The sequence below is a fragment of the Schlesneria sphaerica genome (genome assembly GCF_044336245.1).
GTDB classification, from domain to species: Bacteria; Planctomycetota; Planctomycetia; order Planctomycetales; family Planctomycetaceae; genus Schlesneria; species Schlesneria sphaerica.
In genome coordinates this window covers 1,108,373-1,123,011 of the sequence record NZ_CP172346.1, presented here as the reverse complement: position 1 = coordinate 1,123,011, position 14,639 = coordinate 1,108,373, and the positions used below count along the sequence as shown (strand labels likewise).

Genomic DNA, 14,639 nt, shown 5'->3' with positions numbered 1-14,639 from the left:
GGTCCGACGAGTTTTCTCTCAGACCACTCAATCGTTCGGTCCCCCGAAAATCGGGGATCGAAGAAACACGATCATTACCGCACGGTCATTTAGTAACTCAAAGGCAACCTTATGCGAGCGATCCTCAATCGATTACCGACGTTGGTGGCTGCACTACTGCTGTGTTGTGCCGTCAGTGGCTGTAATTACTTCGTTGTCTTCGGTTACCTGCTTGGCGGTCCTCCCTCGATCGAACCGAAGTTTGATGAAGAAACAAAGGAAAGCATGACCGACAAGGATGTCCGCGTGGCGGTCGTCTGCTTTGCCCCCAATGACATCAAATACAGCTTTGAAAGCATCGATCACGAGGTGGCTCAGTACGTGTCGTGGCAGTTGCACGCCCACAAGATCAAGGTCGTTCCCCCCGATCTCGTGAAAGGCTGGCTGGAAGAGAACAAGGATTGGGATAAGCCCGAGGAAATCGGAGCCGCTTTCAAGACGACCTACGTCATCTACATCGATCTCAACGAGTTTACGCTGTACGAAGAAGGGAGTCCTAACCTGTATCGCGGACGGGCCGAATGCATCGTCAACGTCTGGAAGATGGACGAAGACGACCACGCAGAACAGATCTTCAGCGCGGAAAAGACTTCAAAGTACCCCGTGCATCAGCCGGTCAGTTCCAGCGACAAGACTTACATGACGTTCAAAGGTGAATACCTGACACGTCTGAGTGATGAAATCGGTCGATTCTTCTACGAATACTACGTCGCCGATGAAATCGCGACAGCTGGCGGTTGATCGACTGACCCGACCACACATCAGGTACCGAGAAAGCAGCCAGGGAAGTTTTCCCGGGCTGCTTTTTATTGCGCCTGAACGACGGCGACTTTGCGGTGCCGAACGCAACAGAAGATCGGTCGTTTCACCGAGAACGGGCCTCACCGACCCGTCGGGTTGCTTGCGGGGATGGCCATCATCTCACGGGCAAATTCATCTAGCAGTTTCAGTGTTGCATCCCGCTTCTCACGGCGAAGCCACGTGCCGTAAGAAACTCGAACCGCAGGGGCAGGGAGTGGCTTCGCCCACGCCAATCCGTCTCCGCTGATCATCACTGTGGTCTTGTCCGCGAGAGCCCTCGCACGCAATTGAACTTCTGCTTTTCCCTTTGAGCAGGTCACCAGCACATACTCATCGCTGATGACACCCGATTTTTCTCGTTTCCATTCCGACTTCGACAGATGTTCCACGAACGAGTCGGCCGCTTTGGGGGGCGAGATACCGGGTAGATCATACGTGATCTGTTTTTGATCGGCGTCAAATTTGACATTCGTTGCTTCTTTCGGGACCGGGATATCCGCCGCTTCAAAAAGCGTCTGCGCCGAGGTGGAAGCTTCGCCGGACTGTTCCTTCAATTGCCATGAGTTTCTTTCCGCATCGCCAACGATGACTCGCGTTTGTCCTGCGGAGAGCGACTTAAGACGCACAATCACTTCCTGCTGCCCACGCACATAAGGCAGCCATGCCCTGTCTTCCTCTTTCGCTCTGCCTGTCAGCCGCTTCAACCATCCCTCTCGAGCCATTTCGCGGTCATAGAATTCGATCGATTGATCCAGGTTCATGGTGGTAGTGGCGACCATCTGCAAGTCGGTGGATGAATCAAATTCGATCCAGCCAGCATCAGGAGGGATCGGCAATGACTTGGGCGTGACCGAAACATTCATCTGAACGGCCAACTGGTCGGGCGCATCAGCAGAGTATCCAATCATCAGCGAGAGCGTACTTCCACGATTGAGCAATGAGTACAGGCGCAAGTCCGGTTGCTCAAGACTGGAGGCGTTCAACCGATTGAAGGGAGTCCATCCCTGCTCGTGCAATTTTTTGAGCAACTCGACTTCCAGCTCGGTCATATCCGCTTTGGAGCGGTACGAAACGAAAGAGAACGAATTCCAGTCACTCGGGGAAGGGATTGCTGAGACCCGCGGCAGTGTGCGAACGTCGAAGTGACCCGCAAAATGCAGATTGACCGACAATGCCCCCTCCGGTCCGGGTACCTGTCCCGGTTGAAACGCGACGGAAAGTCGACAGTGATCTTTGGTAAAGCTGAGTCCCGGCTGTGTCTCGTTCGCCTCAGTCGACTCCGTCCAGCCGAACAGGGGTAGTACGTATCGGTAAAACTGCTCGACTTCTTCCTGGGAAGCGGTGACCTGATAAGCGGCGATTCCAAAGTCGCTCCATTGAGGTATGCTGCCGGGAAAGCGGGGGAAGGATCGGATATCGATGACATTCTGCAACTGAGCGGATGAGGCAGGGGTTTGGCTGTCCGCCGAGATTACCGCGACTTCAGGAAGCGAAAACGGTTCAATTTTCAATATCGTTGCCGACTCGTTCGTTCCCCAGATGCGAACTCGACCGGTCTCAGACGCAACAATCAGTGCACCTGCGGGATGCCATTTCAAATCTGCCGTCCTGCTACCAGTCGCGTCCAGGACCTGCACCGTCTGACCTGTGATGGCGTCGAAAATCCGCACGGTCGAGTCCTGGTCCACGACAGCAAGTTGTTTCCCATCGGCCGAAAACGCGATCACACGTGGCGCCGGGTCGTGCAGGACCAGCGGCGAACGTTCTTCTTTGTCGATCTCCCAGAAATGAGTTTTCGAGTCGGCGTCAGCGAATGCGACAATTTTTCTGTCCGGCGATAGGCCGAATGAGGAGTGAACAACCGGGCCTGTTGTGAGCAGAGATTTCCGCTCGCCGCTGGGAATGTCCCAGAGGCTGACTTCGCTTCCGGCAATGGCGAGCAAGTCATCGGTGACGAAGCCAAGGGCCGACAGCTGGCGATCACTGACTTTCAGTTTTTTGACGCTTTTCCCCGTGGCAGTCTCCCAGAGCCGCACTTCGCCATCGTAACTGGTTGTGGCAACCCTCTGCGACGAGGGAGATACTGCCAGTTGCATTAACCGTCCCTCATGTGCGCGGATCGCGGTCGTCTCGGATTGTTCGACGAGCTTCCAGATGCGGAGCATCCCTTTGTGATCCCCGGCGGCGAGGAAAGATCCGTCCGGTGAAATCGCTGCAGAATGGATTGGGCGATTCCCCTCTTCTCCTTTGACCTCGGCGAGCAGATCAATTGTCGGCTCGGTTTCTGATGTGTTCCAAAGGGTCAGCTTTGCTCCTCCAACGGCGAATCGGCTGCCGTCGGGGCTGAGGGCGATGCATTGGACAAGGGGATCCCCAAAACCGTCTCGACACGCAAGCAGACGAAAGGGTGTGCGCTGAACGTTACCCCAGCGTGCGATTTGATCGGCGGAAGGGGGGTGAAAAGCCTTCCTTTGCGTGGCTGCCGTGGCCGCACTCGACCCCGCGACGGGGAGACTGTGGACTTCCGATCCAGACGCCTCAGGTGTTCCTTCGGCGACTTCGTTTTCCTGTTTGGTTAAGGGATCAGGCCCGACTCGCCCCGATCGTTCTTCTTTACTGTTCTCAGCCGTCCCGACAGGAGTGGAACTGGGGGAATCGTTACCCGTGCTGGCCGTTGTTGGGACAGACGCCGGTGCATCCGCTTGAGTTTCGCTCTTGCGTACTTCGGCGGATTGAGAGGCGGGCGCAGCTCCCTGCGGCGCTTCTGTACTGCAGCCCGTCACTCCGAGTACTACACCAGAGAGTCCCAACAGACTCAGCAGAACGGCCGCCGGCTGGAGAACGAGAAAGTCGCATACACGCATCGCAAAACGCCCCTCACCACGGAATACCACAGACGGCCCCCTCCGAACCATTACTGGTTACGTGCAGGCGACGCCTGTCTTACTTGGACGCGACCACATACAACAAGGTGGTCGAGCTGATCACCCTATCGAAGTTCGATGAAATCTTACTTCGGTTGCGAAGCAGATTCTTCTCAGTATGGCTGTCAAACGAAGGGGTTACGTTGCTTATCGAGACATCCTGCGGGGGTTGTCGACAAGAATGCGCGTGAGATGCTGGCTTTGACGAGTGGTGGAACTGTTCCGAGAACGTCACCTGCTCGTACGATGAGGGCCTATTGGACCCAGGAGAGGATCTTAAGTCGAAGACTGACCCTGAATGGATGAGTGAGTCGGGAGTGGAACAAAAGACAATGACTCAGTGTATTCAACCGTGTCATTGTCTTTGAGTGGTGCTCGGGTGGGTTACCGTCGTGCTTACTTGTTTCCGAGCTTCGTCGGTTGAGCTTTGAGCGGCGGCAGTTCGAAGTCGAACTGGCCCCCTTCGGACGGGACTGTGACTTCACAGGCTGGTGCTTTCCCCGTTTCAAATTCGGGTGCTACGAATTGGACTGCGCCCAGTTCGTTGGGATGCTTCGGATCCTGCTCATCCGATTGGTCAGGTGCGGGGGACCCGTCCGGCATCTGATAGAGCGAAAACATGACTTTGTACTCGCCCGGTTCCAGTCCGGGCTTTCCTTTGAAGAATTCGATCTTGTATTTCCCCTCGGCGTCTGTCACTGCCTCGCGGCTGTTCAGGTTGGTGCCGGGCTTCGGGACGAATCGAACCAGTCCTCCTTCGAACGGTTCATCTCCCGCGGTGACCACACCGCTCACGGGGGCGAGTTTCGGGCCAGCGGAACCGCCGCACCCAATGGTAAAGACGAGGCTGGCCATACAAGTCCAACGTACGGCCAAGGTTAACGGTGTCATTTCCGACTTCTCTCTCGTGGCAGGTCATCGCCTGCAAGGACTGAAAAAAAGGCCGGCCGAAATAGATTGCTATTCAGCCGGCCCAGATCGACGTCACCCACTTTCAATACCGGTCCCAATAGAGAGACGAGCATCTTTTGTGGTACTTCGTTCTAATTAGAATTCGCCGACCACATTGCCATCGTCGAGGACGGCAAGGTTACGTGTCAGCCAGAAGTCCATGTTCTCGCTCAGGAATCGGACCGAACCATCACCGAATAGAGCCTGAACGCCACCAATGTGCTGGCTGAACGGTTCGTCGTTAGGGCCGCAATTGTTGGTGGTCCAGGGACAGTTAGCTGGCCCGCCGCGTGGCATCTTGTTGTTATTGATCAGAGGACCACGGTTGGCTGGCGGACCGGAAATGCCGGAACCGCTATCTGGATCGGCCCAGCGTCCAGGAACGGACGAGGGAGCACCCCCTGCTGTTCCGCTGGTCTGTGTGGTGTCGGTTCCGGGATAGATATTGTTACCCGTTCCCCCAAACACGGCTCCCAAGGCGTAGCTGGTGGAGTAGACCGTTTCCGTACGACCGTTGGCTTCGATGATCGCCATCGTGTTGCTGAGACCGTCGGTACATTCCGAAATCTTATTGTGGAAACCGAGCAGTGAGTCCTTTTCCCAGGTCTGCTTACACTGTGGTCCCGGACAGGCGGTTGAGTTGCCACGCAGGTTGCTGTCGGTCACGTCGGAATAGGCGATCGGCATATAGTCTGTCAGCCCATATCCGAACGGGTCAGCCTGTGTCGACCCGTTACTGGGGCAGAGGAACGCCCCAATCTTGGTGCTGGCCAAGGTCTTGTTCACGGAGTTTGCAGAGTTCGTGTAGTGCAGATTGAGGTTCATCGCGTTGTAGACGGTCGACTGATCGATGAACGGCAACATCTGCGTGAAAGTCGAGGCGGGGGTAAATGACCGGAAATTGGCGCTGGTAAAGACAGTGAATTCGCCGGACGAAGGGAAGCACTGGAACGTGGATTCATAGTTGTGACATGCCAGACCCATTTGCTTGAGGTTGTTCTTGCATTGGGTGCGGCGAGCAGCTTCACGAGCCTGCTGAACGGCGGGCAACAGCAGTGCGATCAGGACGGCGATGATGGCGATGACAACAAGCAACTCGATCAGAGTGAAGCCAGCCTGCTTCGTCCGTCGACCAGACGGTGCGCATCGAGCATACGACTCAGACATCAAACGAGGCATTCAAAAAACTCCATAGGTACATTCGGATAAAACACAATCGCAATCGGCGAATGATCGTTCCCATGACTGTGTGACTGGTCACCCTGAGTCCCTCTCGAGGCGCTTCGTCCGTTCAGTCGCGATACGTGACAGTTCTGATTCCTGCTTCAAAGATCGCCGTAACGCGTGTTCATTGGTGGTCAGTCAGTCAATTGCGTGCGGCAGCTTATTCCTGCAAAAAGAAAGCTCGATGAATGAACTGTGAATAATTGAAGAATTGTGGTTTCCGTAGTGTTTCTTCGTTTGGAGCCTGTATTGACGATCTCGTCACTCGCAGACAGCTACTGATCTTCATGGCTTTTTCACAATCTCGGGCGGTGTCTCTACTGCCGCTTGGAAGCAAGAGTTATGCTCATCGGAGTGTTCGAGTTGGTTCAAAGAGAGCGGAAATTGTCGAGGGAGCAGTCGGAAGATGCTGGGGAAGCTCATCTTCGGAGGGCAGTCATGGCTGATCGTGTCCATGGGACTCTTTCTGTTGGGACTCATCCTCGTCATCTGGCGGTATGCACAGGGCAGTACAGACGGGGTGACTCGCTGGCTAGCGCCCTTATGCAAAATCATGGGACTCCTGCTGCTCGCGGTCTGTCTGCTTGATCCCCTCTGGAATGGTCAGCGGGTTCGACCTGGCGCAAATCTGTTCGTCGTTCTGGCAGACGACAGTCAAAGCCTCACCATGCGCGATCCCGGTGCGAGCACCACTCGGGGGGAGCAACTGAAGCGTCTGCTCAACGTCGAGCAGGAAGGCTGGCAGGTCCGTCTCGGACAGGATTTTGACTTACGGCGGTATCAGTTCAATTCCCGTCTGCAAGGCGTTCCGGATTTCTCGGGACTGGATTTCCAAGGCTCGCAAACGAGTCTGGTTGCCGTCCTCAATGGGCTCAAAGAACGTTTTCGCGACCGGCCTCTCGCGGGAGTCCTTCTGTTTACCGACGGAGTGGCGACCGATGCGAACGACCTGAACCTTGATCTTGGCGGATTGCCCCCTGTCTACCCTGTCGCGCTGGGGATGCCCTCGCTGTCAAAGGCGATTCCAGACCTGTCCGTGTCGCATTTAACTCTCAGCGAGACGGCGTTCGAAGATGCGCCGATCACGATACAGGCCGATGTGACGTCAACCGCGATGCCGACCGCCAAGGTCACTGCGGAAGTCATTGACGAAGGGGGAATCGTCGTCCAGCAGCAGACACAGGCCATCTCCAATGACTCGGGAACTCTTCCGTTTCGGTTTCAGATCCGACCGACAAAATCGGGCGTCTCGTTCTATGAAGTCCGGGTTCGAAAAGAAGATGAAGCAGGCAAAGGTCGCACTGGAACTCCTGCAAAAGAGGAGGGGGCTGCCCAGGATCTGCTCGTACCTCTCGAAGACGCGTCCTCGATCGAGCCGACACTGGCCAATAATCGCCGTCTGATCGCCGTCGATCGTGGCAGTACGAAGTACCGGATTCTTTATCTGTGCGGTCGACCCAACTGGGAATACAAGTACCTGAAACGGGCGATTGATTCGGACGAACAGATCCAACTGACGGGTGTCATTCGGATCGCTCGCAAAGAGCCGAAATTTGACTGGCGCAGCAAGGCGGGTGAAGTCAGTAATCCGCTGTTCCGTGGCTTTGAAGGAAAAACAGAAGAAACAGAGCGGTACGATCAACCGGTTCTTGTAAGGCTGAATACAAAAACCCCCGAAGAACTTGCCGATGGATTTCCCAAGACTCTCGAGGAATTGTATGAGTTTCACGCCGTCGTGATTGATGACCTTGAAGCCGAGTTTTTTTCTCCTGACCAACTGTCACTGCTGGAACGGTTCGTCAGTGAGCGCGGGGGGGGGCTGCTGATGCTCGGAGGAGCCGAGTCGTTCAGACAGGGGGGATATGAGCGGACTCCGGTCGGTCGGATGTTGCCGATCTCGCTGACGCAATCTTCCGCCGCCACAACGTCGACCGGCTATCGTCTGTCGCTGACTCGCGAAGGTTGGCTGCAACCCTGGGCGCGACTTCGATCGACTGAAACAGAAGAGCAACAGCGACTGCTGGAACTGCCCAACTTCCTCACGCTCAATCGCGGCGGAAACGTCAAGCCAGGTGCCACGGTGATTGCAGAGGCTGTCGATGCGTCAGGTCAGCAGCTTCCCGGGCTGATCGTTCAACCGTTCGGACGAGGTCGCAGTGCAGCGATGATGCTGGGTGATCTGTGGAGGTGGCAACTCGACCGTACAAATGATCAACGCGAGAAAGATGATCTGGGGAAGGCGTGGCGACAGACAGTGCGCTGGCTGATTGCTGACGTGCCCGAGCGGGTGGAACTTCGGCCCGTTCCCAAGGCCGATCTCGGTGTCCCGCTGATGCGGCTTGAAGCTCGAATTCGCACGAAAGAATTTCTGCCACAGGACAATGCTTCCGTGACGGTCACCGTGAAGTTGCCCGACGGTACCGTCGCGTCTCAACCGGGTGAACCTTCGCTGCAGGAACCGGGATTGTACGAGGCGACCTTCGCCGCAAGGCTCGCAGGCCGGTATCGAGCGGAAGTCGAAGTCATTGACCAGGAGGGGGAACGGCTGGCGCGAGCGGAAACGGGGTGGGCCGTTGACCCGTCGGCCGACGAATTCGCACAAGTCACACCCAATGTCGCATTTTTGAAGCGAATCGCCGAACGGACGTCGGGTGAAGTCGTCCCTCTGGATGGACTTGAACGGTTCGTGGCATCGCTGGCGGGCCGTAAGGCACCGCTGACGGAAGCCTACACGATCCCCTTATGGCACCAGCCCTGGATGCTGGGGCTGATCGTCGCCTGTTTGTGTGCGGAATGGGGGCTGCGACGATGGAAAGGACTGCCCTGATGGAGAACTCATTCGGTCATATCGTCTCAATTGTGAAGACAACCGCGGCAAGGTTGCTCCCATTCCAATGGCTGCTCATGATCGCCCACGTTCGGTCGTCAGCGTACCGTATGGATTTCTGCACTGCGGCCCTGACGGGAATGTTGTTCCTGACGCTGTCGACAACGGAAAAAGTGTGGGCGCAATCGACTGAGAACGTCCAGCCACACTCTCCTCCACAGTCTCTGATTGTCGTGATCGGTGCCTCTGGAACACCTCAGTTCGAGATCTCGTTCTACCAGTGGTCCGAACGCTGGGTGGCTGCTGCCAGGGAAACGGGGGTCTCGGTGACCGTGATCGGCCGGCATCGAGGGGAAGTGGCGAATGAGGTCTCCGACTACGACCGCCTTCGCGATGCGATCCACAAAGAGAACAATGATTCACAGAGCGAACTGTGGATTGTCCTGATTGGCCACGGAACGTTTGACCGACGCGCGGCAAAGTTCAATTTGCGTGGGCCGGATCTTTCGGCGGATGAACTGAATGAGTGGCTGAAACCGATTCGCCGACCCATTGCGATCATCAACTGTGCCTCCGCCAGCGGTGCATTCATTCCCGTCCTGGCCAGCCCTAACCGAATTGTGGTGGCGGCCACGAAATCGGGAACCGAGGTGAATTTTTCCCGCTTCGGTGATTACATGTCGCAAGCCATCGCAGATCCCGCGGCGGACCTCGACAAAGACAATCAAACCTCTCTGTGGGAGGCATTTCTGATGGCGTCTCGACGGACGGCCGAGTATTACGATTCGGACGGACGGATTGCCACCGAACATGCGTTGCTCGACGACAACGGAGACGGCAACGGCGTGCGTGCAGACCAGTTCCGTGGTCTGAGCGCGATCGTAAAACCCAGCGAAGCACCGCCGCAGGACGGACGACGGGCCCACCAGTGGCACCTTGTCCCCAACTCACTTGATTCCGCGTTGCCTCCGGAAGTGAAGGCGGAGCGGAACAGACTTGAGCTGGCGGTTGAGCAACTCAGGGACCGGAAGGGCGACTTGCCCCGGGATGACTACCTCGCGGAACTCGAACGACTGTTGGTGGAACTGGCCGAACTGAATGAGCGACAAGAAAACAACGGTTCGCAGTAATGTCGCGTCCGGTGACAGAGCCGTCTCTCGGAACAGGTTTCACGACAAGACGTTCGTCGTTTTGAAGCGAATCAACTCGTGAGATCCGAGCCTCGATATTGACGACTCACGAGTCTTGTGGCCCACCCGATTCGTATCCTGTGAGTCATTTGCGCATCGGACTGTCCGCGCTCGCTGGGGGCGATGACAAAACTTAGGGAGTTGTCAGGTAGACGAACAGCTTTCCGTCTTTGGACCAAGTCTGGTTGATATTGTTTCGGTTTCGCGGCTGCTTGACGTACCGCCGGGCTGGCTCGTCGCCATCAACCGGGATTTCGAAAATCTGTTCGCGCCGGCCGGGAGCCGCAAACCTTGGGAACATGATTCGTTTCCCGTCGGGATGCCATGCCAAATTCGTCCGCACATCTTTGCCACTGCACCGCACACGAAGTGCGGGGCCGTCCTCCATGATCGATGCGATACAGACGTCGATTGTTCCATCCGCTTTTCGAGCTTTGAAACAGACTCGCTCAGAGTCCGGGGACCAGACGAAGTTCCATTCAATGTACGAATATTCAAATTTATTAGAGTCAAAGAGCATTCGCTTTTCGTGCGTCTTGTGGTTGAGCAGGACCAGGTTCCCTCCCTTGGTATAGGCTGTATATTTTCCGTCCGGCGAGAAACAGATCGACCAGCCTCGCGAATCGATCAGCTCTTCGTCATCTTCGATCGCTTCGACGTTACGGATGTAGACCCCGCCAGAGTATTTGGAGTATCCGATTCGGCGGCCGTCGGCCGACCAATGAGGAAGGCATCCCGATCCCAGGTCGAGCACTTCATCAGATGCCAGATTGATCAAAAGCACGTGCGCTGCGGCGTCATTCTGGCCCTCTTTTGAACCATCCACGGCCAGCCACTTCCCATCTGGAGACAACTGAGGCGACCCAATGTTCGGATACTCAGGGATCGTCACAAGCAGGACGCTTCCTTCGGAATTTTCAACTCGAAGTTCTCGTTGTCGATCCGAAGTGTTGCTTGTCTCGAATTCGAATTCATCAAGTGAGAGTAAACGGTCGTGATTCGTATCCAGCCGCTGGAAGTACTCCGCACACAGTGCTGTCAGGACGATTCCTGAATCGTAGCGGAATTCTTCAAAACTCAGCTTGCCATCTTCATTCTTGTCTCTAGCCTGATTCCAGATCACCAGCAGATTATTAACGGGGCTGAACTGGAACTCAGATAAAGAAAGCGAACCATCCCGGTTGTCATCGAAGGCGGGGATCAGGAAATTCGCTACGGGAAATCGCTCTGCGGGCAGCAGTTCCAATTCGTCCACTGAAAGCACGCCGTTGAAGTCCTGGTCACAATTCAGAAAGACTGTGACGGGGTCCGTCGAGTGATTGCTCTTCGAGAATTCCTCAAGATCAAACTGCCCATCGTGATTTTTGTCGATGAGGTCAAACCAGATCTCTCGATCAGCGAACCCTGGACCGAGCACATTGAAGTAGTCGGCTTTGCTGACCATTCCGTTCTCGTCTTTCTTCAAACCGCGGAACATGATCCAGTCCAGAATTCTGCCGGTGTTCGACCGGAGCTGAATACCGTTCGGTGTACAAACCCCGAATGCGATATCGAGAACTCGTGCCACTTCATCGCGAGAAATAAACTGATCCCGATCTAAATCCCAATCGACGAACGTCGTGGAGTTCATTCCTCGCACTAAGGATGCAGGAGTCCCCTTCGTAAATTCGGCGCTGCTGAGTCGGTCGTCTGAATCCGTATCCCACTGGTTCCATTGATGGAGAAGCAATTCCCTTTTTTCCGCCGACAATTGAATGATAGGATCCGGAGTCATCCCACGCTGTTGATCCGCCTGTCCGAAGGGGACCGTCACGAACTCGCTCAGGTTCAAACGTCCATCGCGATCAAAGTCAAATATGCGAAAATTACGTTGAAGTACCTTCTTGTCCGCACCACCACCGGAAACAAATTCTTCCTCTGAGAGTGCTGCATTCTGATCTCGGTCTCGCTTTCGAAATTCACCAGCCCGGGGATGGTCGTCATTCGCGATGAGTGAGGGGTCAGGCTGGAAGACCTGCGCGCAACAGTGACGCGGCGCCTCACTGAAAGCGAATAAGAGCGCGAACAAAAGTGTGAAACTCAAACAACCTCGATAGTTCACAGCGAATGGCGACGTCAGAAAGTCCAATGGCTGTACTCGACCGTATCGCATCACGCTGCCACTTCCGTTCATGTTCTATCCCTGCTGGAAAACGATGATTCTGACTGAACGCAGGATTGGAAGATATCGCCGCACGTAGTAATTAGATAGCCTGGTGGTGTTCGAGGGAATAGTGAGATGAACTTGAGGGATTATATGAGAAGTTGAATGCGCTAATCCCACCTTATAAGTAGCGCCATTATCTCTGAATGGTCTACTATTGGGATTTTGTTCGATTAAATCACCGTTGCACAAGTCATTCAGAGGCATGAACGGGGAAAAGGATGATCGCCTTGCGGACGATGATTGAGAACGGAGCGAATGGCTTGTTGTTCTTGAGGGGCCCCGCCTACGGATGCTTCCGGGCCGGTCGATGCGAAGAGGCCTCAAACGTGGCGACGCGAAAGTACCTATGGGGCTGATTCGTATCAGGTGATTTAGCGGGATCCCCACCCGAAAATTCGAGCACGAATTGATTTTGGCTTTAGAGACTCAATTTCACGCCGTCGATCGTGGCTGCGGCGAACGGATGCTGATTCCGCTGGACGGGATTCTTCGGTGTTGGAAACGACACGAATCGTCGAACGTCGTCCGTCTGCCGAAGGGGCATCGGGGACGGGGGCATCGTCATCGTTGTTCGTATCGGGTTCGGGCGGAACGTCGTCGATACTCTCTTCCAGGGTCGGCAATTGAATCTTGTCGTAGTCGATCGCGGGGGGCTTGTCCCGAAGATCCTTTGGACGTTTCAAATCAAACTTTTCTTCTGCGGGCTTTTCTGACATGGGGTAACGTTCACCGTTCTCGCCTGGGCGAGTCTCCGCCGCATAGCATGAATCGACGAAGAAGCGTCCCAGCGGGCCAATCGAGCCGTAGCGTTCTTCGTAGAACGTCACTCCGTGGGTTTCCAGAATGGTTCCACTCTGCCGTTCCAGTGTGGCCAGCGTCGTGTTGTAGTTCGCGAGTGAATTGGCTTCGTTGGAGATGGCGTTCCCCCAGTCCGTCACCGCTTGCAGCACGTTGATCAGAATTCCGTTCCCGGTTCGGTACTTGGCAAGTTGATAATCGAGGTTCGTCTTGGCCGCTTCGCGGACCTCGCGGTAAGCAAGATAAAGCTCGTAATACTGGTCGAGACTACGGATGTTCGTGGCCAGAATATGAGCCGCGTTGTGCAGGCCCTGGTGAAGGTTAATCCGGTCGCGGGCAATGATCAGTTCCCGTTGCCGCAGGGTGGCGCGGGCCTGACGCAGGCCCAGCGGAACAGAAAAATTGACCCCCAGTGTCCAGTCCGTATGCTCCCCGGCCCCCGTCCGAATCGGAGGTCCGGCGGGCGTGGTTCCTTCCAGCCCGTTCCAGCGGTACAGGGCGACTCCGTCTAACTGAGGCAACGCCGAGTTCCTGGCGAGAGTAATCTGCTGCTCGTCTGCTTCGATGATCAGTTTCATCTCAACCAGATCAGGCCTGCGCTCGGCGGCGATCTCGAGAAGTTTCGACCAGTCAGGATGGAATCGTTCGTCCGTGGGGGGCGTGTGCGGAATGAGCTGCTTGCCATCCGACGGAGGCATCCCGATGAGGTTTCGCAGTGCATCTTCGCGTTGAATCATGTTGGCGCGCGATGTGACCAGGTTGGCTCGCGTGTTCGCCAGTGTCACCTGCACCTGAGACAAGTCGGCTCGATTAACGATGCCCAGCTTCATCTGAGTCTTGATGTAGCGCACCGTCTCTTCCAGTTGTTCGATCTGTTGTTCCTTGGACCAGACGTCGGTTCGGGCGGCGACCAAGGTCCAGTACCCTTCGATGACGCCACGCACCATCTCCTGAACGGAATCTTTCAGCACGAAGAAGGAAAGCTCGGTGTTGATTCGCGAAATGACAATCGGAGCCATGTTGGCTTGGATGCCTGCCCCCCGAAGCAGTGGCTGCGTGTAGCTGAGGACCGTATTGGTATCCGATTGCGGGTTCAGCGGGCTGAATTGAGGCCGAAATCGGCGATCATTGACGTTCCAGCCAATTCCCGCAGTTCCCCCTAACGCATTCAGTTTCGTGAGGTTCGTCGAATTGGCGAATCCATCCGTGATGTAGCCGTTCAGCAGCGTCTGTGTCGGATCGACAGGGTCGAAAACGGCCTGAGGATTTTCCAGATGAGTAAATGCACTCTCGGAGGAGAGGACTGGATCGAACCGGGCGTTGTTCTGGTCGATCGTGGTGTTGGTGATGGCGGCGTCGTAAATCGTCTGGCCGCTCGATGTTGCTGTGGCGCCAGTCAGAATGCGCACAACATCGGTTCGGTTCAAGGAAAACCGAATAACGTCATCCAGTGAAATGGGACAGGGTTCCAGCTCTTCTGTCGTGGAGACGGTCGGCGGGGGAGGAGAATCATAGATGCGATATTTGGCAAGCTGGGAAGGATCTCGCACCTGGATTGACCGTTGTCCCGGCATGATTGTCGGAAAAAGGTGCTGCGCCGGGGCAGACTTTGCGGATAAGGCAAAGCTCGACGCCACGACTGCGATCAGCCAGTATCGATGATTGGACTGCATACCGAA

Annotated in this window: 8 protein-coding genes; 3 read left to right on the top strand and 5 right to left on the bottom strand. The window is 55.6% G+C overall.

The genetic code is table 11. The annotated features are described in order from the left end of the window. Window positions 1–111 precede the first annotated feature (111 nt). Window positions 112–780: a hypothetical protein gene (locus ACGY09_RS04225; RefSeq protein ID WP_397570583.1), complete on the top strand. Its 669-nt coding sequence runs from the start codon at window positions 112–114 to the stop codon at window positions 778–780. Between the two features lie 140 nt (window positions 781–920). Here ACGY09_RS04225 and ACGY09_RS04220 read toward each other — a convergent pair whose 3' ends face one another. The 3 genes from ACGY09_RS04220 to ACGY09_RS04210 form a co-directional block, all read right to left on the bottom strand. Continuing rightward, window positions 921–3,704, bottom strand: a complete 2,784-nt coding sequence (locus ACGY09_RS04220) for a hypothetical protein (RefSeq protein WP_397570582.1) — start codon at window positions 3,702–3,704, stop codon at window positions 921–923. A 456-nt stretch (window positions 3,705–4,160) separates the two neighbouring features. Further along, window positions 4,161–4,655: a carboxypeptidase-like regulatory domain-containing protein gene (locus ACGY09_RS04215; protein WP_397570581.1), complete on the bottom strand. Its 495-nt coding sequence runs from the start codon at window positions 4,653–4,655 to the stop codon at window positions 4,161–4,163. A gap of 156 nt (window positions 4,656–4,811) precedes the next feature. Further along, window positions 4,812–5,894 (bottom strand): DUF1559 domain-containing protein, encoded by a 1,083-nt coding sequence (locus tag ACGY09_RS04210; RefSeq protein WP_397570580.1) that lies wholly within the window; start codon window positions 5,892–5,894, stop codon window positions 4,812–4,814. A 451-nt stretch (window positions 5,895–6,345) separates the two neighbouring features. Here ACGY09_RS04210 and ACGY09_RS04205 point away from each other — a divergent pair, with 451 nt between their 5' ends. Continuing rightward, entirely contained in the window at window positions 6,346–8,766 is a 2,421-nt protein-coding gene (locus ACGY09_RS04205; protein ID WP_397570579.1) for a glutamine amidotransferase, read from the top strand. Further along, window positions 8,766–9,896 carry a hypothetical protein gene (locus ACGY09_RS04200; protein ID WP_397570578.1) on the top strand — a complete coding sequence of 377 codons (1,131 nt, stop codon included), beginning with the start codon at window positions 8,766–8,768 and terminating at the stop codon, window positions 9,894–9,896. The genes ACGY09_RS04205 and ACGY09_RS04200 overlap by 1 nt, the downstream gene beginning before the upstream one ends. 193 nt (window positions 9,897–10,089) lie before the next feature. On the opposite strand, the gene ACGY09_RS04195 is transcribed toward ACGY09_RS04200, so the two are convergent. Both ACGY09_RS04195 and ACGY09_RS04190 read right to left on the bottom strand, forming a co-directional pair. Continuing rightward, the gene (locus ACGY09_RS04195) at window positions 10,090–12,129 is read right to left on the bottom strand and encodes an EF-hand domain-containing protein (RefSeq protein WP_397570577.1); all 2,040 of its coding nucleotides are present in this window, start codon (window positions 12,127–12,129) and stop codon (window positions 10,090–10,092) included. Between the two features lie 404 nt (window positions 12,130–12,533). Beyond that, complete coding sequence (locus ACGY09_RS04190; RefSeq protein ID WP_397570576.1) at window positions 12,534–14,633, bottom strand: TolC family protein; 2,100 nt, start codon at window positions 14,631–14,633, stop codon at window positions 12,534–12,536. Window positions 14,634–14,639: the final 6 nt, after the last annotated feature.

Coding starts and splice junctions, on each gene's coding strand:
- ACGY09_RS04225 (WP_397570583.1), top strand. CDS start 112: ATGCGAGCGATCCTCAATCGATTACCGACGTTGGTGGCTGCACTACTG.
- ACGY09_RS04220 (WP_397570582.1), bottom strand. CDS start 3,704: ATGCGTGTATGCGACTTTCTCGTTCTCCAGCCGGCGGCCGTTCTGCTG.
- ACGY09_RS04215 (WP_397570581.1), bottom strand. CDS start 4,655: ATGACACCGTTAACCTTGGCCGTACGTTGGACTTGTATGGCCAGCCTC.
- ACGY09_RS04210 (WP_397570580.1), bottom strand. CDS start 5,894: ATGCCTCGTTTGATGTCTGAGTCGTATGCTCGATGCGCACCGTCTGGT.
- ACGY09_RS04205 (WP_397570579.1), top strand. CDS start 6,346: ATGCTGGGGAAGCTCATCTTCGGAGGGCAGTCATGGCTGATCGTGTCC.
- ACGY09_RS04200 (WP_397570578.1), top strand. CDS start 8,766: ATGGAGAACTCATTCGGTCATATCGTCTCAATTGTGAAGACAACCGCG.
- ACGY09_RS04195 (WP_397570577.1), bottom strand. CDS start 12,129: ATGAACGGAAGTGGCAGCGTGATGCGATACGGTCGAGTACAGCCATTG.
- ACGY09_RS04190 (WP_397570576.1), bottom strand. CDS start 14,633: ATGCAGTCCAATCATCGATACTGGCTGATCGCAGTCGTGGCGTCGAGC.